The sequence below is a fragment of the Enterococcus sp. LJL99 genome, from assembly GCF_054871725.1.
Map to the genome: position 1 here is coordinate 154,921 of NZ_JBTXLT010000007.1, position 24,210 is coordinate 179,130.

Below are 24,210 nucleotides of genomic sequence, written 5' to 3' on the forward strand. Positions count from 1 at the left end.
AAACAGACATCAATCAGTTCCAAAATAAAAATTCTTTGTAAAAACCTCTTAACAATCATAAACTATAAAGAGAATCGAACAGAATTTAATTCTAGTTCTTAGTATGATCAATTTCAGGGGGGAAAATAATGGTATTTGGAAAAGTGCTTAAAGAAAAAAGAAAACAGATAGGATGGACACAAGAAGAACTGTCAGAAAAAATACAAATTTCAAGGCCGACTATTTCTAATTGGGAAAGTGACAAAAGTTTACCTGATATTTTAAATATCTTAAAATTGAGTGTTTTATTCGGATGTTCTCTAGATGACTTATTAAAGGAGGAAATAAAAATGACGACAAAAATATTTAAAACAATGACCTATGGTGATATGCCTTTGAAAATTAGAATTAATGAAGAAAGCTTTTTCGCTAAAGGAGTTGAAGTTAAAGCAAATGTGAATACTGAAACTGGTGAAGTAACTTTTTTTATAGAACAAGAAAAATTAAACAAATTAAATGAAACTCATTAAATTGTTGTTCAATCGTGCAATTAAGTTATTAGAAATTTAATTTTAGGAAAATTTATCTAATTCCTTAACTCGAATTCCCTCTAACTACTTAATATTAATACTATAAGTAATTTAAATTTATCCAAAAGAAAGACTGATGAGCTTTTGTGACAATAGCTCGTCAGCCTTCTCTATTTTAACTAATAAAAACTAAATCCATTCCATTAGGATCTTTAATTCTAATTTGATCTTCAATCTCATCAAATTCAATATTTTTTTCTACCAATCGGTTAATTAAGTGCTTCAACTGCTCTTTATCACCCAATGAAAACATATATGCTGCTAATCCCAACTGCTTTTCCGATCTTATAGGCAAATGATTTCCAGCCCATGTATTCGTTCCAATATGATGATGATAATCTCCGGCAGCAAAAAATTTCGCTCTATGACCAAAATCTGATGTTCTTTTGAAGCCAATACTTTCATAGAATTTTTCAGTTTCTACTAAGTTTGCTACTTGCAAATGGACATGTCCAATGATTGTTCCAACTGGGATTCCATCCCACTGGCCATCCGCTTCAGACACTAAACTATCGCCATCCAATTCTTCTGTGACGCCAATAATTTCACCATTTGGACGAATATCCCAAAAGCTTTTCGGTTTATCCCAATAAATCTCAATACCATTTCCTTCTGGATCATTAAAATATAATGCTTCACTATATCCATGATCAGCAGCGCCAAGTTCTATTTGATGTTGCAATAGACGAACCAACATATTGCCTAAATCTTTACGAGTAGGTAGAAGCAACGCAATATGATAAAGACCTGTTGTTTGATGATTTTGGACAGCATCTTTTTGTTCTTTAAAAATAAGTAGTTCTTTTTTGCTATCACTAGTGCTTAACGAGGCAATCTGTCCTTCTTTACTAATAAGTTCAAAGCCAAGTACTGAAGTATAGAATTGAATCATCGAATCTAAATCTCTTACAACAAGTGTGACCTGTTCTATTTTGGTTTTTTCTGATAATAATACAGTCATATGCGTTCCTTCTCCCACAATTTTCTTTATAGCTTAATTAATTGAATTCACGGAAACGAGCAGCATCATCCATGTATTCTTTTTCGCCTGCTGGTGCTTCAATTGAACCGAATACTAATTGCGCTCTTAATTTCCATTGGCTTGGAATTTCCCATTCTTTAGCAACTTCATCATCAATTAATGGATTGTAATGTTGTAGATTTGCTCCAATATTTTCTTGTGCTAATGCTGTCCATACATTTGCTTGCGTTAAACCAGTCGCTTGTTCTGACCAAATTGGAAAATTATCCGCGTATAATTCAAATTGCTCTTGCAATGATTTTACAATATCTTGATCCTCAAAAAATAAAATTGTTCCAGCTCCATTAGCAAAACTTTGTAATTTAGCTTGAGTGTTAGGAAACGCTTCAGTTGGTGTTACTGGTTTTAGCGCTGCTTCTGTAATTTCCCATAATTTTTTATGTGCTGCACCAGTTAATAAAACAACACGTTGTGTTTGAGAATTAAATGATGTTGGACTTTCTTTAACAACTTCCTTCACTAATGAAAAAATTTCTTCTGTTGATTGTGTTAAATTATCTCCTAAAGCGTAAATAGAACGACGTTTTTTCAATGCATTTAAAAATTCTGACATAGTTTATCTCCCTTTCAAATTAGCTTACTTAAATTTCTTTTTTATTTGATTACAAACACAGTATAACAACTTACTAAAAGTAAGTAAATTAATATGCTTACGAAACTAAAAATAAATGAGTAGCAAAAATTTCTAGCAATCTATTCTATTCATGCGTATTCTTACTCAAAAACAACAAAAAACCAAAATTCTAAGTTGTAAAAAACAACACCTAAAATTTTGGTCATTAGTCTATTTTTTTATCGTTCTACTCAAATCAAACTTATTTATTTTATCTCCAAAAGGTAATTTCAGAAGATGGTAATCGATAAGAAGAATAGCCTGCTTCATTTGCTTTTCCAATTGATAGAATCATGACTGGATAATAACGAGTCGCATCTAATCCCAACTCTTCAGCAATTTTTTCTTTATCAAAGCCACCTATCGGATTGGTATCATACCCATATGCACGAGCGACTAACATTAAATTCATCGCCACTAATGAACTATCAATCACAGCCATTTCCTTTTTAGCTTCAAGCGCCATATTTTCAAATAGTGGACTTAATGTCTCTAATTGTCGATCTTTAACTTCCTGCGGCATTAATCCTAATGCAACAGAAGAACCATAGATTTTTTCCGCATAATCAAAGCTATTTAAATCACCAAAAATGACAATCATTGCTGCAGACGTTTCATTTTGTGTTTTATTGAAATGTACTAAAGGTTCCAACTTCTGTTTTCCTTCATCGCTTGAAACTACAGCAAAACGCCACGGCTGCATATTAACAGAAGAAGGTGCTTTTACTGCATCGTTCAGAATCGCTTCCATTTCATCTTGGCTAATTTTTACTGTTGTATCATAATTACGAATCGATTTTCTTTCTAACATTATTTTTGAAAAATCATTTTCATGATAATTAGTTGTCATATTCTCCCTCTTTTCAGGTATTCATCCGATTTATTTCGAATAAGCGAACTATATCATTTCTCAAAAAATATGTAAACTTTTCTGTTTGAATCATTCTTATTAAAGTAAAAATACACCCTAGCTCACCGCAAAAAAAGACTAAACTCAAAGAAAAAGTTTAGTCTCATTTATTGTGGTTGGGACAAAAGTAAAAACCATTTTTGTCTCAACCTTCCATTTATTAATCATCATTTTACAATGCTATTTTTTTGTAAAATCAACTTATTCGTAACGTAATGATTCAATTGGATCAAGTTTTGCAGCTCTTCTAGCAGGTAAAGTTCCAGCTAAAAAGGCAATTCCCATAATGATCAAAATAATCACAGCTGAAGAAGGTATTGAAAATTGGACCAAAGTAAATCCAGTTAATGCACTTAAGAATGAATCGGCAGCAACTTTATTAATAATCGAGCCAACACCCATAGCACCTAAAATTCCTAAAACAGAGCCTAATAAACCAATTATCATCGCTTCAAAACTGAAAATCATAAAGACTTTTCCACCACTCAAGCCCATTGCCTTCATTAAACCAATTTCGCGTGTTCGCTCTTGAACAGACATAAACAATGTATTAATAATCCCAAAACTAGCGGCTAATAATGCAATCGCACCAAATAAAGTTAGCACTCCAGTAATCGCATTGATGACACTGCGAATCATTCCGATTTCATCTTCTACAGTTTGTCCGCTGTAGCCATCTTTATCCAAATCTTTTTTGATTTGAGTGATTTCTTTATCAGTCAAATCTTTTTTCATTTCAGCAACAATCATACCGTATTGATTTCTCATTGTATCTGGTAAACCTTCTTCATTAATAACAGCAATTTTATCAACTAAGGCACGGTTCAATAATGATACGCCACCTTGAACTAAGCTAGTGTTTCTGACTCCAACGATTTTCGCTTCGAGAACCGTTTCTTTGCCAGTTGCGGTTGCAGGAACTCCGATTTTAATCGTTTGATTTATAGCGGCTTCACTTGATTTATAGCCTAGTGACTTCACATATTCTGGTGCCAAAACAAGTTGATAATCCTCTGTTTTTTGATCAACAGATTTTCCTGCTTCAAGATCAATCGACAAGCTATCTAATTTAGGCATTGACGTGAAAATATATTTTTCATCATTTTTACCAGAAATATAAGAAACTGAAGCTGATTTCATTGGATAAGCTTTTTCAATCCCTTTAACTTTTTTGATTTTATCTAAATCTGATTCAGTTAATGCTTTTTGTTCCATCATAGAACTTGTTTTCTTGTCAGCATCATATTTCTCTGGCTCGCCATCTTCTCCAAAACTTCTACTTACCTTCGGTTGAATCAGTAATTGCTCTTCACCACCAACGCCACTAATTTGTTTATCAATATAATCATTGACGCCATTATTAACACCTGTTGTTAGTGAAATAGTAAATGCACCAATAAAAATCGCAACGATTGTTAGTAAGGTACGTCCTTTATTTCTCATTAAATTAGAACATGCTGATTTTATAATATCACTGATTTTCATTTACTCGCCCCCTCCAATAATTTCGCCATCTCGTACATGAATTTGTCGATCACAACGAGCGGCTAATTCAGGATCATGTGTGACGATAATCAATGTAATACCCTTTTGCTTATTCAAATCAAAAAGAAGATTTTCGATTTTTTCACCTGTTGTACTATCTAAATTTCCTGTGGGTTCATCTGCAAAAATTATTTGAGGATTATTCACTAACGCTCTTGCAATACACACACGTTGTTTTTGTCCACCAGATAAATTATTGGCTTTATTATTACATTTATCTGCTAATTCAACTGATTCAAGAGCTTTCATTGCCATTTGTTTGCGTTGTTTACTTGGAATTCCAGCTATTTTTAATGGTAATAAGACATTATTTAGGACTGTATCTTTAGGATTCATAAAAAATTGTTGAAAGACAAAACCAAATTCTTTATTTCTCGTTTTATCCAATGCTTTCTTTTTGATGGAAGTAACGGACTGTCCATCTAGAATGATTTCACCAGAAGTCGGTTGATCCAACAATGCTAAAATATGCATGAAGGTTGACTTACCTGATCCACTTTTCCCGATGATTGCAACAGATTCCCCTTTTTCAATTTCTAAACTAACACCTTTTAAGGCATCAAATTTCGATTCATTTTTCCCATAGCTTCTTTTTATATTTTTTGCTTCGATTATAGCCATAGTCCCCTCCACTTTTCTTCATTTTTTATTTTGCTCATATATAATAACGACTTTTTCCCTATCGCTATCATTTATTTTGCCTGAAGTAAAAGAGCCTGTCATGGTACCTAAGACCTAATTGTCAAAAAAATTTTGTATTAAATACTAACAAAGAAAATGAAGTACACACGCTAAAACAAGAGAAATAAACGATGAATATAAAATTTCTGACTACCATTTCCGTTATTTTTCGCTTATTTCTTAACTTTAGCCGTTTTAGCTCAAACACTTTGTTCTTCGCTTTTTCATCATTGATTTTATAACAAGTTATTATTTTAAAAAAAACAGCAGTTTTTATTTGACTAGGTGGTAGCCTTAAAGTATATACTTATAAAAAAAGACAAGGAGTTTTATTTATGCAAGACCTAACTATTGGCGAGGTAGCTAAGTTGTTTAGCATTTCAAATGATACAATCAGGAACTATATTCGTAAAAATTTGCTAACACCACGTAAACAAAATCACTATTACTTTAGCGAAGTAGATATTTATCGTTTATATCAAATAATTGTTTTTACAGCGATTGGATGTTCTCTGGAGCAAATTAAAGAAAATTTCCAGACAAATCAAACCGAACAATTGCTTGAAAAAATATCTTTAAATCATACAAACAAACAAGATGAATTTTCAACGGTTAATAGAGTAATCGAAAAAATTACTACCGCTCAAAAAAAATATAAACTAGATCGAATCACCTTTTCTAGACAAGAAGAAAAATCCTTAAAAAAAATAGCTGAATTTGAAGATGAACCTATCATTGATTTTTCCACCGATGCGCCATTTAATAGTAATCAATTAGAAGTTCCTTATCATATTATTTTTAATCGAACGGATATTGTTTCTTGTGTACTCAGCGATAAAAAAACAAATGATTACTTTTTTCCTGCTGGTATGTATGCTTGTAAATGTTTTTCAGCAATGACTAACGAACAAATCAAAACAGAAGTTGCCCTCTTTTTGGAAGAATATGAGTTAAATGAACTCGACCATTCAATCACGGAAGTCTTGGTTTACGAAAATATTTTTTGTTCCTTAGCTTATAATCAAGCAAAAATGTATGTGATCGAAGCAAAAATTAGTGAACAGTCATAGGAACTATAATTATCAACTACTCTAAATAATTCGCTTCTGTTTATCTACTTAGTCCATTGTCTCTCCTCATAAATAGAAATGACAGGAAAGAGCGGTAAATTCCAGAAATCAATGGTCCAATTCCTGTAAAATACAGCTCTTTATTTGTTACTTTTATTAGGGCGTTTCTGGAAACGATAGTAAGGAAGATTTTTGTAATTTAGCTGAAACTCATTGGCATAAAGCCTTAAACATGGGACAAAAAAACGCTTGATTGTGAGAAATGAGTAAGTACGTTCCATCATCGACTCCCTATGCTCTTCATGATTTATCCCGTAAGAAACAATTACCGAAAATTGTTTTACAGATACTTTCTATTCACTCTTATGAAACAATGACTTTCTCGATTTCAGCTTGCATTTCTTCTGGTTTCACAGTCGGAGCAAATCGTTTTACTACTGTTCCCTCGCGATCAACTAAAAATTTGGTGAAATTCCATTTAATTGCACCACCTAATAATCCACCTTTTTCTTTTTTTAAAAAATTATACAAAGGTGCTTCTTCACTTCCATTGACTTTGATTTTCGCAAACGTTTGGAATGTTGTTTGATACGTCAAATGACAGAAATCACTTATTTCTTCATCACTACCTGGTGCTTGGTGACCAAATTGATTGCATGGAAAATCCAGAATTTCAAAGCCTTGATCATTATATTTTTTATATAGAATTTCCAAGCCTTCATATTGAGGAGTAAAACCACATCCTGTTGCAGTATTCACAATTAACAGCACTTGTCCTTTGTAATTTTCCATAGAAATCGTTTTTCCATCAGTTGTTTTCACTTCATAATCATAGATAGCCATCTCACATGCGCTCCTTTTACAAATCGCTTATTTACTAAATAGTAGCGATTCTACTAAAGACTTGCAAGCAAAAGAGCTTATTTAATCGGAGAAGAGCTAGATAATACAAAAAGAACGTAGTGATTTGATGAATCATTCGAAATTGTGACAAACAGCCACTTCCCTTGATTCCTCCTCACTACCTTCTTTTAATTAATGTATTTAGTTTTGATCATTTAATTCAATGATGCCAAATTGGTGTGCCACGTCAAATTCTGTTGGTACATCTGCACTCAAAAGCTCTGGTGTTAGTCCTACTGAAAAAACTTCTTGTGTTTCGTACGGATTATAGTAATAAATTCCTTTATCCAAGTCAAACGCCGCACGATATTGCGTATAATCAACAGCTCCATCGTCTTTGATATTTACACCTTTTGGAATCGTAACACCATTTAATATATGAAAAATGCTACTTAGCGTTTCACCAGAAGTTTTTCCTTTTTCTGCTAAAAAACGCATATAAACCGTACGTACAAAACGTTCTGGCGAAGTAAAACCACCAGGCAAACCAAACGTTCCAGAGCCTTGTCCAAAAGGATGGATAGTTAATTGATCAACTTGTCTATTTGAGCAATTTGTTGGTTTCAAAAAAAGATAATTGTTTAAATTTTTTAAATGCCACTCTAACTCGGGGCTATTTGTCATTACGCCTACAGGATTTGATTTAATCGTTAATTTTTGATTGTTTGTCTCGATTACTACAGTTTCTCCAGTTCGATCACTAACAATATAATGTAGCGGTGGTACTAAACCTAATAAAGCAACCTCTGCATTTACAACATTAACTTCCGTAATTTTTTGTCTCAATTCTTCAATACTACCGATTTGACCTAAAACCCACATAATGAATTCATGAGGAGCTAAATTTATTTTACCTGCTATTTCTTTTGTTTGATATTCGGCTTCATAAGGATAGTAAAGTTCTGCAATCGCTAGACCTGCTTCATTTACACCATCTGCAAAAAGAAAATCATCTAACTTACGACCCGTTCCAACAAATCCATAACATGTTCTTTCTATCCCACCAAAATAGCAACTTCTCTCATAATTTCGTGGCATTACAATCGGCTTCCCACCTAATTCAAAACCAAAATCCATTGTTCTTGCTAAAAAATGATGCCCATTTTCTGATTCAAATGTCAAACTTGTACACATAGTAATCCTCCAACTTATTGTCTTTATTTTTTATTTAAAATATTTCTGAACCCTTCTATGAGTTTGTAAGTATAGCCTAGTTATTACTATTACATCTTTAGAACAAACTCACTCATAAATTCGCCTTACATGCTATCTTTGATACTAGTCGACTCTTGTCCAATCATCAATCGTCTTTCCTTCACTATCTTTTAATTCTAACCAGCTATTCGTTCCGCCAAAATATAAAAGTAACCCGATTTCATTGACACTTTTTAAAATAATATCCTTTGTCGTATAAAAACCAACGATAGCATCTGCATGATCGGCTCTTAATTTTTCACCCATCTTCACACTAAAACCAATTGACCCATCTTTATTCAAAGGAATTTCTTTTTTCAGTTTCGCACCGGCTTTCAGTAACATTTCATTTCTCTTTTGCCAGATAACGGTTGCTTTACTCTCTCTTGAATCGACATAAAACGCCATTTCACTAATACTTTTGCGCCAGGTATGTCTTACTTTCATTCCCTTTTTTGCAGTTCTTCTTTGAAGAGGAAAACCAAAACTAGCTAAAATCAAGGAAATTTGCTCTTTATATTTAGTCGTTTCTTTTTTCTCTTGGACAGAAAGTGAATGAAGCCTATCAGCAGAAATCGCTTGCTGATTCTTTTTCATTTTTGTCTCTTCTATCAATAGATTGGCTAAATAATCTGTATGAACAGTTTTGGGAACTGATAATACGATTGTTTGATCAATCTCTTGGTTTTCTTGAAAAGATTCAGGTAACGTACCAATCATTACGAATTTCCCAGCATTTAAAAGTAAATAAAGTTGATTTTTCTGAATTTTTTGCTGCCAATCGACTTCTTTTGAAATAAAAATTTGCCCTAAGTCATTTTCGATAGTAATCGCCGTGTTTGTCTCAGTAATTTTTACAATTAAATCCAGTGCCTTCATATTCTTCTCCTCAAATTTTATCAATTGCTTATAGCTCAAATAGCTTGATTGCCAGCTGCTCGATTTCTCGTTTTGAGGGAAAGTGGGAAACTTTGATTAGCGGGCAAGCTTTAATTGGCTCAATCATGACATCATTATGAATCACTAAATCAATCTTGTTTTCTTTTATGTATGTGTCTGTGATTCTTTCTCCAAAAACACAAACAATCTCATAATTACTAGGAACACTTTTTTTTAATAATGAAAAAAGATGAACCGTATAACAAGAATCTCCGGTTATATTCAATAATAATTTTTGATTATTTGCTACAGAATTATTTAGCAAATATGGACTCAATAATAATGTCACTTTCGTCGCTATACCTTTAGGAAACACCAATTGAGCTTGATGAGACAATTTTATGTTCATCACATTTTTTAAGCACTCTTCATATAAATCTGGAAACGTTTCACTTGCATAAGAATTTAATTCATATGAATTACTTTGATACAGTGGTGTCAATAGAGATAGAAGACTGATATTTTCTAATAAAGAAGCTATTTGTTCTTGAATCTCGGTCAACTTTTGCCCTTCAAATGAAAGACGATTGTCAAATGTAAATCCTTGCTTGTTCTGTTCTTCATAAGTTAATTTTTCTATCGGTGTTTTTTTTGTCTGTCCAACAGTAGGTGCTAAATAAATCACTGTATCTAACATCAATATATAAGCATAGATACACTCTGTCAATGGAACTTCTTTAATTCCAAAATGTTGCTCCATCAACTCTATAAACAATTCTGAAAAAGCCGTAAATCGTTCATCGTTTAGCAATACTTGATTGATTTCAAAACTGATTTTAGTATAGCATTTTCTTTTCAATCGCTGAACGAGAACATATAACCAAATTTTTACTCGATTATTATCTACGGATAACGTTACAGAGTAATTTCGATAAGAAACGTCATGAAATTGTTGTAGTGTTTTCTCTATCAACAAATCTTGCTCATGCCAACCACTTTGACTAATATAATCAAAATACAAGTAACGAATATCATTCTCATTGCCTATCAGAGTAAAGTAAGGAGCCATTTGTAGCGATAAATTATAGGCTTTCAACACTTTTTTTAATTGTGGTAAGAAACGTCTCAAGGTTCGTTCAGAAAGCCAAATCTTTTCACACCACTCTTCTAACGAGCGTTCCTCTCCCTCTAATAAAGCTCTTAAGAGAAAAAAAAGTGGTTGTTTATTGAGCATTTTAGCTAGTATTTCCTCAATTGTACACTCACTATTTCGATTAAAAATAATAGTTTCTTTCTTGACTTGAATAAATTCATTCATCGCAGGAACAAATTCTTCTAATGAAATCAAGTCATTCTTAATCGTTTTTTTGGTTACATTAAGTTCCTCAGCTAAATCCTCCACGGTCAAAATATCTGAAGCATCTGCTAAAAGGTAGATCAAATGAATGATGCGGATTGTTTTTTTATCAGTTACTAAATCCATATATAGTTTTCTCACAATTTTAACACCCACTATTTCTTTTTTTACACTCAGCTAAATCCAAAATCTATGATCTATTATTGATTCAATTAAGCAGCACTACTACTAAAATACGCCAAATCTATTTATTTTCACTATTTCGACATCGATTTAAAAAATAAAATAACATCAATTATTCTAAAAACGGCTAATTTAGTAATCAACTAAGCCATTATATAATATTAGTCAAACTAAAATAAGACTTTAATAAATTAATTAAACATTTATTAAACAAAACCAAAATTTAAAACAGAGATTTTCATAAAGATGGCAAAAAAAATCACTTTTTAGTTTTTTTTGCCATGTATTCTGCAGAAAAATCATGCTAAATTTGTACTGAATCTATTGAAATAATAATTATTCAAAAAAGAATTAGGATTCACCAAAAGTCACTTTCCTTTTTCTTTTAGTTTTTCCTAACTATATTTTTTCTTGGTCAATGTGAGGAAGACAAAAATAAAGCATTTTTTCAATCTAATTTTGACACTGAAAAGAGCGTGTCAAGAAATTCAAGTCTTGCCCAATTACTTAATACTATTGAATAAGTTGCGGTAATCGCTTGATTTTAACTACATTTTGTCGCACCCTCCAACATGAAAGAGAGGACAACTGTAATGAACAAAAGAGAATTAGTTCTTACCTGTACAGAATTAGCAGAAATAATTATTCACCCTCAAAAAAACAATCAACTTTCAGTTTTTTTGAAAGAAAAGTTAACTCAGTTTGGTTTATCAATTGAAGAAGAATTTCCAACGAATGATGACAAGAATATGCAGTATACAATCAAAGCAACCCATCATGGATCTGTTGCAAAAAAACCACTGTTTTTCGTCTGTTCGATTGATTCTTCTATCAATACTAACCAACTTAAATTACACAAGAATCAGACTGATTCTTCAAAAACAAGCTCTCTTCCGCCAGAAAATGGCAGTAGTGTTGTTGTTTTGTTAGAAGTTATTCGGTTTATAAAAGAACAAGAGTTGCCGACTGGCCCCATTGAATTTATTTTTACGTTCTCTGACCACAATCGAAATACTGGACAATCCTTTGATATCAGTATGATTGATAGTAAATTCGGTTACATCTTAGATTCTTTTTCTCCACTAGGAAACGGCGTGACCAAATGCCCATTTATCCATACGTTCGAAGTCAATGTTACAAAAGCGATGACTTTTTCTAATTTAATGAAGGAAAATGATTGTTCTGCTTTAGATATTGTAAATATGGTACTAGATCAAATTCCAACTGGACAAATAGATAAAGAAACCTATGTAACAATAGAACCAATTATCAATTCAGAGAAAGATCCTGTACTTGAAAGGCATATATCCATATCGGGACAAATCAGTTCTACTTCGAATCGTTCAGCTCACTTATTTTTACACAAAGTTAATACTTCTTTTCAGCAGCTATGTAAAGAAATGGAACTATTTTATGAAATGGACATTCATAAAGTGACTACAGGTTTTCATTTAGCAGATTCTTCTTTACCTGTTTCCACAGTAAAAAAAGCTTTACGCAAAATTAAACAACCCTTTTTAGCTCAAACAAGCAAAGAAAACTGCTTGGCTAGTCTATTTAATGCTTTGGGAAAAGAAACACTTAATCTTTCAATTGGCCCCGAGGAAATGCAGCTAGAGACAGAGGATGACAACTCCATAGAGGAATTGTTGAACGCAACCAAATTAATTTTATTGCTAATTGAAAAAACACCTAAGTGACCTTACTAATTTAAGTAACAGCAATAAATGTAATGAAGCAATAAAACTTCGTGGGTCTAAAAACCCAACGAAGTTTTTTATCGTTCTGTAATAATAATTTTTTCCGTCATCCGTTTTACATGATCCGTCAATTTTCTATAACGATACCTAATAACCAAACTTGCAAGAACACCAATAAAAGTCAGTAAAATATTAAAACCAAAAATCATTGTGACACTTACTGTCTCCAATTGCCCAGTAATATAAGGAATAAGCATTACAGAAACAGAGGTTGCAATTGAATAGTAACTCGTCATTTTTCCTTTTCCACTAGGAAATAATTCTAATAATACAGATAAACCGAGCTGCCAAATTCCACCTGCAGCAAAAATACCAATTCCTAATGCCCCCATATAAAACATCCCGACACTTGGGAAAAAAGTCATCATTACTAATAGTAGACAAGAAACGCCTGTACAAAATACCATTAACAGTGTTGGTTGTACACCGCGTTTTACAATAAATGACGTGATAAATACTGATAAAAATGAACCTAGACTATAAGCACTTACTAAAACTAAACTATCAGCATGACTCATCAAATTTAGTGATTCTGCAAAAGAAGGAATCCACATAATAAAAATATTGAATGTCGACACACACGTAAAACTAAAAAATAGCAAAGCGATTCCTTCAATTTTAAATGTCGGCTGATTTTTTTTATCTCCATCCAATCGATCAACTTCTTCTTCTATCTGTTGGATATCGATTTTTGGCGGAAAATTTAGCTTGGATACATAAATAAAGTTAATAATTAAGCAAATCGTACAGCCGATAAAGACAAGGCCATAATAACTATTCGTATTGATTAACAATCGTGTAATCAAGGGCAAAACAAATTGGCCGACTGAAATAAACGCCTTATTCAATACACTTAATGAGCTATTATCCTTTTCATCTGGATAAGCTTCCATCAAAGTGGGATAGGTACTGGTATCTAAGAAAGCATTACTAAACCCTGCAAATAACGTAAAAAACAGCCCTTGCCAATAATTTTGACTAATCAATATGCCCATAAAGAAAATCAAATAACAAGTAATTCCGATTTGTACCGTTTTTTTTCGCCCAAATTTATCAGAAAAATAGCCTGCAAAGTAAAGGCTTAATAATCTACCTAAACCGATTCCGCTAATGACCAGCGTTATATTTTGTGTTGATGCTTGCCACTGCTCTTTTAAAGAAAGCAGGTTTTGCGATAATATGATTGTGACCATACCTTGAAAAATAAAATTTGTATACAAAGAACTTATCAACGGTTTATAATTTTTTTTGGTTGTTTCCATAATGAATCTCCTGACTTAGGTAATTTTCTTCTTGTTCAACAATTCACTATCTATAGTTTAAGTACAAACCCTTATAATTTCTAATGGTTTATATTTATTCAATCTATAAATTATTTTTATCAATCTTTTTTGCTAATGACATATAATTCCATTATTCACTTATACAAAACGACTGTCAATAGAATTTGTCGTAAATAGTTTCAAAAAAGTTGGAATAAACATCGTTGGCTCTGATAATTTAGTAGTTATTGGTATTGTAAAGCAGTCACATTGAAGCGAATAATTGAGCTAAATAGTAGTTATTGTAATCTTAGCAATACACGATGATTCGAAAATTACTGAGATTCTGATTGATTTATACTATTATCCAATTTAGAAAGACATTCCTAATAAACGATTAAGACTCAAAAAAATCAGCTATTTTAATCAAATAACTAACAAAAATAATTATTCGTATTTTTTTACAACTATAACATTTTATCTAAATTTATTATCTAAAAACTAATTACTAAACTACAGAACATCCATTTCACCACAATAAAAAAAGCTGTTTTATCAAGTAACGAATGATTTATGCTTACCAGCAACTAACTAAGAATAAAAAAACACATTTTAATAAAATTGTGATTTTAATTTAAATGATTAGAAAAAGTTTATAATTTCAAACCAAAAGATTCTTAAATAAATCAATCAATCTCTTTTTTTTCTCCTTTTGCATATTCTTTTATTGTGATATACTGTCTTTGTTTATTACGCTAAAAAGGCTTTCCTAGACATAGAAATAAAAAAGGAGAATTTGTTGATTATGAACATGAACCAAGAAGAACCTAGTAGACGGCAGCACAAACATATACCTGAACCCAAAGGACCAAAAACACTGACTGTTTTATTACTTTTATTAAACACAACTGCACTCGCTTGTTTACTTTTTTTGAACTTTCAAAACTACGGTCAGTCAGAAAGACAGGATGCGCGCTTAGATACAGTTGAATACAAAATAGATGCGCTTGCTCAAGGCTTAACAACAAAGCAGACACAACCATCAAGTACAACTAATCAATCAAGTAGCTCTAGTACAACTGATACCACACAAGAAACGACTCAAGCTCTTAACTCTAGTTCAGATGAAGGGATTGTTCCAAATGAAGAGCAAGAAACGACTCCTTCATCTAGTGAAGAAGCCGCAGCACATACTACACCAGAGAGTACCAGTTATACGGTCAAAAGCGGTGACACCCTTTCAACAATTGCAGAGCAACACAACCTTACCGTAGCAGAGTTAATGAGTAAAAATGGTTTATCTGACTCGACTCTTTTTATTGATCAAGAACTCAGTCTTAAATAAAAAATACGCATATTAAAGAATCAGCCCCAAGAAAGTAAGTAGAGAATTCCTAAAAATCCCTCTCACATTCTTGGGGCAAACTCCTTTTATTGCATTCTTCACTAAATTATTTTGCTACTATTTGATAATTCAATTGCTGCGGAACCATACAGACTTTTTGCGCTTTAATATATTCGACAATCATGGACACAATTTCTTGAGCTCCTTCATCAACTACTGGACATTTTTGATACGTTGTAAATCCGCCACCCCCACTAGCGCGATAATCGCCTAAAGATAGCGTAAACGTATCTGTATCTTTTATTGGTTGTCCTTGATAACTCAATTTAGTTAGCCTCTCTCCTAAAGCTTTCCTTACATCAATCTCATAAGTGATTCCTATGAAAAAATCATAATTATAATGCTCTACTTTTGGATACAGATAATTTTCTGAAATAGTTATTTGTCCTTCTGAAGTTAAACTAAAATAAGCCGCATTTTTTTCTAAGACTTCTTTTAGTTGCGCTCCTGTGATTTCAAGTGTGACTAGTTGATTGGTGTATGGATAGGTTGCAATCACATCACGCATGGTCACCTTTTGATGGAAACCCGGTGAAGTATTAGCAAGAGCCACACAAGTTATTTGTGCCTTACTGTGCTTTAATTGAACTGCGCCTATTAACTCTACAATTGGACTACCATTGAGCGCCATCGTTAGTTTTTCTGTTGCCAAAGCAGCCTCTGAAAGTTCACCAATACTTTGCTCCAACCAATTTTGTACTTTATTTTCTATAGGCAATAACCGTTGATACAATGTACCATCTGCTTTTTCACTAGGCTCTCCAACAGTAGAATCAATCATGATTCCTTCTGCTGTTTTTTCTAAATGGATTTCAAAGTAACTTTGCGCATTAGCTGAAGGTTGAACAATATACGTCCCATGCAACAACTGTCCTTCAATCAACAAATGTTGATGGCCTGTTAACAGTAAATCAAAAGTTAATTCTTCACATATTCGATAGCCAATATTTTCAGTTGTTTTAGAAAGTTGTGACCCATTTTTCACATCCCGTTCAAACCCACCATGATAAATACAAATCGTCAGATCAACTTGAGCTTTGATTTTAGCTAAAGCCTTCTTAGCTGCTTCAAAAGGATCGGTAATCGTGATATCTTGGATATTCTCTTCTTTTTCCCAGACATTAATATAATCTGTCACAACGCCAACAAGACCAACCTTTAAACCATTAGCTAATGTTTTAATCGTATAAGGATATTGCTGTTCGTTTTGATTTTTACTAAAAATATTTTCGCACAAACATTGCGCATCCAATGCTTCCAAGTAATTTGCTAAATAAGCTGTTCCAAAATTCACATCATGATTTCCTAGAGTGACAAAGTCATACCCTGCCTGATTCATTGCGACCGCTTGGGGAAACCCTTCTTCTTGATGCTCTTGACAATAAGTCGCTAAAGCGGAGCCTTGAAGCATATCCCCGCCATCAATGATTAAGGTGTTCTCATCTTTTTTAAAATTAGGAATACACTTCAACAAGCCCATTTTTTGCTCCGTTTGATTCGCATAGTTCGTTGGATACAAATAGCCATGGACATCTGAAGTATAATAAATTTTCATTTCTTGTTTCAAAAAAACCCTCCTTTATTTAGGATTCATTTTTAGTTTTTAAATACGCCAAATACTCATCAAAAAGGTTGATTACATGATTCATTTCTAAACGATAGGTAGGAAACAAATTAGTATTTGTAACCACTTGATAATCGGTTTGATCTGGAATCAGTCGCCCTTCTTGCAATTCAACACCGTCAATTTTTTGTTTCATGACTTGCTCTTTCATTTCTTTATTCGACAAACGATAGGTAGAAATGGGATACGGTGGTGAGAAGCTAGTAAGGAAATCTTGGATTATTGATCCGTCCAATTCAATTGATTGAAATTTAGTCCCTGTTACCTTTTCAAGATACATTGGAAAATCGACTAAATCGATTGAATTGCTTAGCCAGTGTCGGTACATTTCTCTAGAGTAATTTAACTTTATACTTGTTTTAATTCCTTCTGTAGAAAGTAAGGTGGCTGATTTTTTTACCAATTGCTTGGTTTGTGTGTCAATTAAAAAAGATAATTCGCCAACATAATTCCCTCTATAACCTGGTTGAACAAAAACTGTATCGTTTAACAGTCCTTCATTTACTCGATGCTGATGGCCACAAATCACACCATCTATCCCAGTAATTTCAGTAATTATTTTATAGGTTTGATCTTCCCCCGTATCGTATTGTGTCGGTTTTCCATCCTTCATATCTCGCTCGATCCCACCATGATAACTGACAATTAGAATATCTGTTTTCGCCTTAACAATGGGTACCCAGTAATGAAGCGTTTCTAGAACATCCATAAATTTTAGCGTCTTTATTTTTTCATAGGAAGAAATCTGTGGCATGGCACTAGTAATCACACCAATAATACCTATCTTGATCCCTTTTCTTTCAATAATAGTATATGGTTCAAATAGTAGTTTATCTGCTAAATCTAAAACATTCGCACATACATAGGCTCCTTTAAATGAAGCAACTTGTTGTTTTAGAAATTCAATACCATAATCAAAATCATGATTACCCGGAACCATAACATCGAAACCAATGTCATTCGCTAAATGAACCCAAGGGGAAACCTTTTGTGTAGTATTAAAAAAAGTAGCCTCAGGACTACCAACAAAAAAATCACCGTTGTCGATTAAAATTGGTTGCTCATATTGTTTAGCAAGCGTTGGAAGAGAGCAAATACCGCTCTCTTCGCTTACTGTCCTGGAATCAAATCCATGGATATCTGTTGTGCCTAATATGGTTATTTCCTTCATTTTGATTCGCCTCGCACTATTATTATTGTAATTTTTTACGTAAATAGCCTGTTCCAGCATCAATAATAAAAACTGTAATGATGATGCCGAATAAGATGATGCCTACCTTATCCCAAGCTCTTGATTGAATCGCAAAAATCATTGGTGCGCCTATCCCGCCAGCTCCAACTAATCCCAAAGTTGCAGCACTTCGAACAGCAATTTCAAAATGGTTTAGCGCTAAAGATAAAAACGTGGGGATCAGTTGAGGTAAACGAGCAAAAAACATCGTTTGCCAAAAATTGGCTCCAACCGCGGTCATTGATTCCACAGGTGCTTCATCCATTGATTCAATTTCTTCTGTATATAGTTTTCCTAGCATACCGATTTGATGGACGCCAATCGCCAAGACACCAGCAAAAGGTCCTGGTCCAACCATTTTCACAAAAATGATGGCGTAAACCAACTCTGGAAACGCACGTAGTACATTACAAATAAATTTACCAACCCTTGAAACAATCGTATTAGACTGCCATAAATTATGCGCACTAATAAAAGTTAACGGTAAGGCTAAAATAGTCGCTATGACCGTTCCTAAAAAAGCAATTCCAATTGTCAACAATAATAAGCTAACGAGGTCTTCTCCACTGCCATCATAAACGAAACCCCAATCTGGATGAAATAATCCTGTTAACACGGATTGAACCATACCAAATGACATATTGCTTGTTTCAGAATAATCAATGCCCATAGCAGAATAAATAATGATGGCTACCACAATAAAAATCGGTAAATAGGTTTTTAGTTTTCTATTGCTTCTCACTACGCTAACCTCCTTCTAATCATTTCACTAATCCAATCAATCGTAATCACAACTATCAGGATTGATAAAATAATAATAGATACTCGATCATAGCGCATCAAACTCAGCGAAGAATTCAAGATAACTCCGACTCCTCCTGCTCCTACATACCCTAAAATCGTAGAGGCTCTGATATTCACTTCAAATGCATAAAGTGAATAACTGACAATTTGATGAGAAATTTGAGGGGCAATTGACCAAAATGCAATTTGAGTCTTAGTAGCTCCTATAGATTCTGCTGCTTCAATCGGTCCATGATCAATCGTTTCAATCGCTTCATAAATCAATTGAGAAATCATTCCAAATGTAAACACAGCAATCGTTAAAACACCTGTCACTTCTCCAATCCCAAACATCGCTACGAACAAAGCAGCTAATAAAAGAGTTGGAATCGTCCGAATCACACTCATCAAAAAACGAATAATTGTTGTGATAAAAATATTTCTAGTCACAACCGTCGTGGCTAAAAAAGAAAACGGGACTGCTACTAGCACACCTAAAGTTGTTCCGACTACTGACATTTTGATTGTTTTTAACATCGGTTCGACAATTTTAGGAAAGAAAGCCCAATCAGGTGAAAGAAATCGTTTTAAAAACAGGGTCATTTGATCGACATTACTAAACACTTCGCCTAAATCGGCATCTGTTGCTCGCGCACTCGTCCAAATACACAGAAAAACAAGTAAAAGTACGAATAAATGCTTATATAAATTTCGATGAATCGTATCTTTTAACTTCATCCGGCATCACCTTCAGTTTGTTTCAAGATATCCGCACCATAGATACTTGTTAAAACTTCATCTGTCGCTTCTGCTGCATTTCCGTCAAAGACCACTTCACCATCTCTCAACCCAATGATTCGTGTAGAAAACTCGCGAGCTAATTCTACCGAATGCAAATTGATAATGATTGTTCGATTTAAATCTGTATTGATTTTCTTCAAATCTTTCATGATTTTTTGTGTAGTGATTGGATCTAATGAAGCAACCGGCTCATCCGCTAGAATAATCGAAGCTTGTTGAACTAAGGTCCGAGCAATTGATACTCGTTGTTGTTGGCCGCCACTTAACTCGTCACTTCGCGAATGAAGTTTATCTGCTAAACCCACACGTTCCAATGCATCATTGACTAACTCATAATCTTCCTTCGAAAAAATACCAAAAATACTTTTTAATGTGGAATAATAACCCAGTCTACCCGAAATAACGTTTTTTTGAACCGTACTTTTTTTCACTAAATTAAAGTGTTGAAAAATCATACCGATATGGCGGCGAATTCTTCTTAACTCTTTCTTTTTTGCCTTTGTTATTGATGTTCCATCAATCTCGATATTTCCTTCAGTAATTTCATTTAAGCGATTGATTGAGCGTAATAAGGTACTTTTTCCTGCACCACTTAACCCTATAATTGAAACAAATTCACCATCTTCAATCGTTAAATTAATATCTTTCAACCCTTTTACACCATTCGGATATGTTTTAGTTACATTTTCAAATTGAATCATAGAATCTCCTTCTTAATTGTTCTCTTAACAGTAGAAAGAGAGTGAGGGATAATTTTTTCTGAAAATTATCCTGCACTCTAATTCAACTGTTCTTATCGCTTATGTAGACAAAAAAGAGTTACTCTTCCTCTTTCTTTCATCTACTAACTCATTTTTTTATTTTATTTGCTACCTTATTCGGCTGCTTTCTCTGTGTATTCTGCTACAGTATCATAGTTCTTATCGTCAGCTTCGACATACCCTTTATGTCCCCACATCCCCATCGCTTCAAGACCTTTTTCATCATCTGGCATAGCTAAGAAAACTTCTTTAATTTTCTTTTGTAAGTCTTTATCCATTGATGGTTGAACAGCGATTGCATCATTCGGGATATCCCCTTCAGTTAGATAAAGCACTTTTAAGTCTTTAAATAAATCATTATCTGGGAATTTAGAAGCAAATACATTTCGAGCACCTTCAAAAACAAATGCCGCATCTTGCTGACCATTTAAGACAGCCGTGATTTCACTTGGAATATCATTCACTGTTGTCAATGTAACATCTTTCGTTGGATCAATCCCAATTTCTTTCATTTCAACTACTGGATAGATATAACCACTTGCTGAATTAGGACTTAGCGTAGCAATCTTTTTCCCTTTTAAATCTTTTAGAGAATCAATTCCACTATCCGCTTTAACTAAAACTTCTCCTTTAAAAGTACCAGATAATTTTCCGTCTTCTGGTTTCCCTGTTTCACGATTATAGGCACCTAACTCAGAGGATAAGATCGCTGTTGCAGCATCTTGATTGCGCGCTTGAACATAGGCTGAAGGTGGCATGATTCCGATATCTACTTTCCCTGATGCCATAGCTTCTACAATCGTTGAATAATCAGTCGCTAATGTCACATTGACTTTTCGACCTAATTTATCAGATAAATACTCCGCAAATGGCTTTGCTTTGGCTTCCATCGAACCATCGTTATTCGTTGGTACAAATTGTAGCTCTAATGGTTTTGTATCGTCACTTGCTTTTTTCTCTTTAGAAGAACCGCATGCAGCCAACATTCCTAAGCTTAAACCGACCATCGTTAACAACCCAAATAATTTTGTTCTTTTTTTCAACATTTTCCATCCCTTCGATATCTTAGATCTTTAAAATTGTTTGTCTTTTAGACATCGCTAATTATAGTACACTTATGTAAATTTATAACAATAATGATGTAAATATTATGTAAAACACTTCGTAACTTCTTCATCATTGTTTTATATAATTACTTAAGTCACTATTCTTTTTTTGATAGCTTGAAGAAAAATAAACTATACAATTCAATCATTACAAAAAGCGTAATACAGCGATTTATCTAAAAACAGTATAGCATATTTCAAGAATAATACTAGCAAATCCTGAAGATTATTTATTAACAAATAAAGGTAATAAAAACTCAAAATGAGAACATAACGTAGTTATTTTATTCTTTAGTTTTTTGTTTTTTCTGCTTAAAAAGCGAATAAACATACAAATTAGAAAAATAATTACAGCTTTAGAAAATTGCTGTATTCACGAATTATTTACCATTATTATTGATTTTCATTTGGGTTTAGAAAATAAAGTGATATATTTAAAAATAAAAAAATCAGAATGAAGTAGTGAATTCTTCATTCTGATTTTTAATTAGATTTACTTTATTATCGTTTAAAATTTTTATTCATTTTAAGCAGTTCGTTTCCAAATATAAGCTGTAAAATATGGTTGTAAATTATTATGCCCTACTGGTTTCCAAGAAGTTGAGCTATTTAACACTATTCCCGGACGATTCACAAATGTTCCAGCTTTAGTTAATCCATAACCACTAATGTCTTCCCTTAATGGTGTAGTAAATCCTACCTCGTTTTTATCATGATCTTTGGATATATCTAGAATATGGTTCTTCTCCCCACCAGTTTTACCTGCAACAAAATCAGAATCAGCTTCATCAACACCAACCAAAACTTTACCTTTAATTCGTTCCCAAGTTCCACCCATTGTAGTTGCTGGACTCACACTGTTTACCGATTGAAAAATTGAGCCTACTGGATAAAACATGTCCAATAAAGATTTACCGTTGATTTGAAGTCCTGTTTTAAAGTTTTTCGTTCCTTCAATAGTTTCGTTTCCTGTTTTTTTCACGACCACATTATCTAAATCAGCAATTGCTTTCGTATGTGTTTTAGGATAAAGAATCGTTCCCTTTTCTTCTAATTGTACGATATCTGCCATTATACTGCTCCCACCTTATTAAATGTTATTGTTGGTAATGTATCTAATTTTTTCTTATCTACTGCACTCATTAAACCATTTGCGGCTTGAGTTGCTACACTAGTCGTTGTTGCATTGATTCCCGCTGGGCCTTGTGCTCCGGTTGCTCCAGTGTCTCCTTTTGGGCCTTGTGCTCCGGTGTCTCCTTTTGCTCCTTGTGCACCTGTCGCTCCGGTATCTCCCTTAGCCCCCTGTGGTCCGGTCGCTCCAGTATCCCCTTTGATTGTTGTAAGCCCTACCACCGCACTTGCATGTGTCTTAGGATAAACTACTTCTCCATTATTTTTTAATTCGACAATATCTGTCATACTGATCCCACCTTATCTATTGTAATTTCTGTTCCAGTAACGCCCAGATCTTTTGCTGTTAATGTAATATCACCTGTTTTTCCATTAATTGATGTCACGCCAGTTCCTATTGCTGCAATTTCATCTAATCCTAAAATAGCATTCACATGTGTTTCTGGAAAAATTTGTCGTTTTACACCCAAATCATCTGTTTCTATTACTTTTTTTATTTCTACTTCATTAGCCATTAAATTGATTCCACCTTTCTAAAAAAGAATGTATCTTGCTGTTGACTATCAATCTCTGCTATTACCAACGCTGAAACTTCCTTTTTCTCGACTATGGACTCAATCTTCTTAACTGAATGATTTAAGCTAAATTTATCATCTTGAATTGTTCGAAGCATTCCCACTTCATTACTTTTTATTGTAAAATGTGCTTGTTCTAGTCGTTCAATCTGAGTTAATAAATTACCTGCCATATCTTCGTTTAAGATATTTTTGATAGAAACAAACCATTGGTCAAATTCTGATCGTTGGACTGCTGTCCATTGATTATATCGCTCTTGGTTTAAAGTAATCCATGATTGAAATTCTGTAATAATTTTCTGTAATTCAGTTTTTGCTTCCAAATACCAATCATCATAAATTTGTTGACATGTTTTCACCCATTCTGAGAAATAACGAAGAATTTCTTCAAATGTCCAAATATAGTTACTATCTCTAATCCCATCTTGATAAATACTTGCTTGTACTTGATAAGTAAAATCACGAGTTGAAAATTGTTGCTTCCAAGTTAAATCTTTTTGTAATTCTCTAAAACTGAAGTAAGCACTATTTTCGCCGATTGTTTGCATATCGTAATTAGTTAATGTGTATTGAATTTTTCCTTTTTTCGCATCAATAATGTTAGTAACTTTTTGTTCAGAGATTCCTATTCCTTGATGATGACCTTGCTTCACACAGAAAAAAGGAGTCAAATTGGAAATATCTTTTGGCTTTCCTTGTTCCGTTATCGTTACGTCTAAAACTTGTGTTCCTTCATCAAATTGCCGAATAATAATTGTTGGTATATTATCATTTGGTTGTGTAATTGATAAAAAAACTGGATATATAATTGACATTTAGTTACTC

The 24,210-nt window shown here is 33.2% G+C and carries 24 protein-coding genes; 4 read left to right on the forward strand and 20 right to left on the reverse strand.

Annotated features, from left to right (window positions below; translation table 11 throughout):
• Window positions 1-128 precede the first annotated feature (128 nt).
• Window positions 129-509 carry a helix-turn-helix domain-containing protein gene (locus tag ACYSNW_RS12120; RefSeq protein ID WP_461744809.1) on the forward strand — a complete coding sequence of 127 codons (381 nt, stop codon included), beginning with the start codon at window positions 129-131 and terminating at the stop codon, window positions 507-509.
• Between the two features lie 175 nt (window positions 510-684).
• Here the strand turns inward: ACYSNW_RS12120 and ACYSNW_RS12125 are convergent, their stop codons facing one another.
• The 5 genes from ACYSNW_RS12125 to ACYSNW_RS12145 all read right to left on the reverse strand — a co-directional run bounded on the left by ACYSNW_RS12125 (window position 685) and on the right by ACYSNW_RS12145 (window position 5,300).
• Window positions 685-1,530: a VOC family protein gene (locus ACYSNW_RS12125; RefSeq protein ID WP_461744811.1), complete on the reverse strand. Its 846-nt coding sequence runs from the start codon at window positions 1,528-1,530 to the stop codon at window positions 685-687.
• A 37-nt stretch (window positions 1,531-1,567) separates the two neighbouring features.
• Window positions 1,568-2,164 (reverse strand): nitroreductase family protein, encoded by a 597-nt coding sequence (locus ACYSNW_RS12130; RefSeq protein WP_461744813.1) that lies wholly within the window; start codon window positions 2,162-2,164, stop codon window positions 1,568-1,570.
• A 271-nt stretch (window positions 2,165-2,435) separates the two neighbouring features.
• Window positions 2,436-3,074: a nitroreductase family protein gene (locus ACYSNW_RS12135; protein ID WP_461744815.1), complete on the reverse strand. Its 639-nt coding sequence runs from the start codon at window positions 3,072-3,074 to the stop codon at window positions 2,436-2,438.
• A 261-nt stretch (window positions 3,075-3,335) separates the two neighbouring features.
• Window positions 3,336-4,619 (reverse strand): ABC transporter permease, encoded by a 1,284-nt coding sequence (locus ACYSNW_RS12140; protein WP_461744817.1) that lies wholly within the window; start codon window positions 4,617-4,619, stop codon window positions 3,336-3,338.
• The gene (locus ACYSNW_RS12145) at window positions 4,620-5,300 is read right to left on the reverse strand and encodes an ABC transporter ATP-binding protein (RefSeq protein WP_461744819.1); all 681 of its coding nucleotides are present in this window, start codon (window positions 5,298-5,300) and stop codon (window positions 4,620-4,622) included.
• A 395-nt stretch (window positions 5,301-5,695) separates the two neighbouring features.
• Here ACYSNW_RS12145 and ACYSNW_RS12150 point away from each other — a divergent pair, with 395 nt between their 5' ends.
• Window positions 5,696-6,430: a MerR family transcriptional regulator gene (locus ACYSNW_RS12150; protein ID WP_461744821.1), complete on the forward strand. Its 735-nt coding sequence runs from the start codon at window positions 5,696-5,698 to the stop codon at window positions 6,428-6,430.
• Window positions 6,431-6,793: 363 nt separating this feature from the next.
• Here ACYSNW_RS12150 and ACYSNW_RS12155 read toward each other — a convergent pair whose 3' ends face one another.
• From ACYSNW_RS12155 to ACYSNW_RS12170, 4 genes are all read right to left on the reverse strand, one after another.
• Window positions 6,794-7,273: a glutathione peroxidase gene (locus ACYSNW_RS12155; RefSeq protein WP_461744823.1), complete on the reverse strand. Its 480-nt coding sequence runs from the start codon at window positions 7,271-7,273 to the stop codon at window positions 6,794-6,796.
• Window positions 7,274-7,474: 201 nt separating this feature from the next.
• The gene (locus ACYSNW_RS12160; RefSeq protein ID WP_461744824.1) at window positions 7,475-8,467 is read right to left on the reverse strand and encodes a choloylglycine hydrolase family protein; all 993 of its coding nucleotides are present in this window, start codon (window positions 8,465-8,467) and stop codon (window positions 7,475-7,477) included.
• Window positions 8,468-8,611: 144 nt separating this feature from the next.
• A complete protein-coding gene (locus ACYSNW_RS12165) occupies window positions 8,612-9,406 on the reverse strand; it encodes a hypothetical protein (RefSeq protein ID WP_461744826.1) in 795 nt (264 codons plus the stop codon).
• Window positions 9,407-9,434: 28 nt separating this feature from the next.
• Window positions 9,435-10,904 carry a helix-turn-helix domain-containing protein gene (locus ACYSNW_RS12170; protein WP_461744827.1) on the reverse strand — a complete coding sequence of 490 codons (1,470 nt, stop codon included), beginning with the start codon at window positions 10,902-10,904 and terminating at the stop codon, window positions 9,435-9,437.
• Between the two features lie 635 nt (window positions 10,905-11,539).
• Between ACYSNW_RS12170 and ACYSNW_RS12175 the strand changes: the two genes are divergently transcribed.
• The gene (locus ACYSNW_RS12175) at window positions 11,540-12,646 is read left to right on the forward strand and encodes a hypothetical protein (RefSeq protein ID WP_461744828.1); all 1,107 of its coding nucleotides are present in this window, start codon (window positions 11,540-11,542) and stop codon (window positions 12,644-12,646) included.
• 77 nt (window positions 12,647-12,723) lie between these two features.
• Here ACYSNW_RS12175 and ACYSNW_RS12180 read toward each other — a convergent pair whose 3' ends face one another.
• Entirely contained in the window at window positions 12,724-13,968 is a 1,245-nt protein-coding gene (locus ACYSNW_RS12180) for an MFS transporter (protein WP_461744830.1), read from the reverse strand.
• Between the two features lie 805 nt (window positions 13,969-14,773).
• Here ACYSNW_RS12180 and ACYSNW_RS12185 point away from each other — a divergent pair.
• The gene (locus ACYSNW_RS12185; protein WP_461744832.1) at window positions 14,774-15,313 is read left to right on the forward strand and encodes a LysM peptidoglycan-binding domain-containing protein; all 540 of its coding nucleotides are present in this window, start codon (window positions 14,774-14,776) and stop codon (window positions 15,311-15,313) included.
• Window positions 15,314-15,419: 106 nt separating this feature from the next.
• On the opposite strand, the gene ACYSNW_RS12190 is transcribed toward ACYSNW_RS12185, so the two are convergent.
• The 10 genes from ACYSNW_RS12190 to ACYSNW_RS12235 all read right to left on the reverse strand — a co-directional run bounded on the left by ACYSNW_RS12190 (window position 15,420) and on the right by ACYSNW_RS12235 (window position 24,200).
• Window positions 15,420-16,940 carry a bifunctional metallophosphatase/5'-nucleotidase gene (locus ACYSNW_RS12190; RefSeq protein WP_461744834.1) on the reverse strand — a complete coding sequence of 507 codons (1,521 nt, stop codon included), beginning with the start codon at window positions 16,938-16,940 and terminating at the stop codon, window positions 15,420-15,422.
• A 16-nt stretch (window positions 16,941-16,956) separates the two neighbouring features.
• Window positions 16,957-18,168 carry a metallophosphoesterase gene (locus ACYSNW_RS12195; RefSeq protein ID WP_461744836.1) on the reverse strand — a complete coding sequence of 404 codons (1,212 nt, stop codon included), beginning with the start codon at window positions 18,166-18,168 and terminating at the stop codon, window positions 16,957-16,959.
• Window positions 18,169-18,190: 22 nt separating this feature from the next.
• The gene (gene phnE, locus ACYSNW_RS12200; protein ID WP_461744838.1) at window positions 18,191-18,970 is read right to left on the reverse strand and encodes a phosphonate ABC transporter, permease protein PhnE; all 780 of its coding nucleotides are present in this window, start codon (window positions 18,968-18,970) and stop codon (window positions 18,191-18,193) included.
• Window positions 18,970-19,749: a phosphonate ABC transporter, permease protein PhnE gene (phnE, locus tag ACYSNW_RS12205; protein ID WP_461744840.1), complete on the reverse strand. Its 780-nt coding sequence runs from the start codon at window positions 19,747-19,749 to the stop codon at window positions 18,970-18,972. The genes phnE (ACYSNW_RS12200) and phnE (ACYSNW_RS12205) overlap by 1 nt, the downstream gene beginning before the upstream one ends.
• Window positions 19,746-20,513 (reverse strand): phosphonate ABC transporter ATP-binding protein, encoded by a 768-nt coding sequence (gene phnC, locus ACYSNW_RS12210; protein ID WP_461744842.1) that lies wholly within the window; start codon window positions 20,511-20,513, stop codon window positions 19,746-19,748. Before phnC ends, phnE (ACYSNW_RS12205) begins: the two co-directional genes overlap by 4 nt.
• 173 nt (window positions 20,514-20,686) lie before the next feature.
• A complete protein-coding gene (locus ACYSNW_RS12215; RefSeq protein WP_461744896.1) occupies window positions 20,687-21,580 on the reverse strand; it encodes a phosphate/phosphite/phosphonate ABC transporter substrate-binding protein in 894 nt (297 codons plus the stop codon).
• Between the two features lie 625 nt (window positions 21,581-22,205).
• Entirely contained in the window at window positions 22,206-22,751 is a 546-nt protein-coding gene (locus ACYSNW_RS12220; protein ID WP_461744843.1) for a phage baseplate protein, read from the reverse strand.
• Window positions 22,751-23,098 carry a collagen-like protein gene (locus ACYSNW_RS12225; RefSeq protein WP_461744845.1) on the reverse strand — a complete coding sequence of 116 codons (348 nt, stop codon included), beginning with the start codon at window positions 23,096-23,098 and terminating at the stop codon, window positions 22,751-22,753. Before ACYSNW_RS12225 ends, ACYSNW_RS12220 begins: the two co-directional genes overlap by 1 nt.
• Window positions 23,095-23,325, reverse strand: coding sequence for a hypothetical protein (locus tag ACYSNW_RS12230; RefSeq protein ID WP_461744847.1), 231 nt, complete (start codon window positions 23,323-23,325; stop codon window positions 23,095-23,097). Before ACYSNW_RS12230 ends, ACYSNW_RS12225 begins: the two co-directional genes overlap by 4 nt.
• Entirely contained in the window at window positions 23,325-24,200 is an 876-nt protein-coding gene (locus ACYSNW_RS12235) for a phage baseplate upper protein (protein ID WP_461744849.1), read from the reverse strand. Before ACYSNW_RS12235 ends, ACYSNW_RS12230 begins: the two co-directional genes overlap by 1 nt.
• Between the last annotated feature and the right edge of the window lie 10 nt (window positions 24,201-24,210).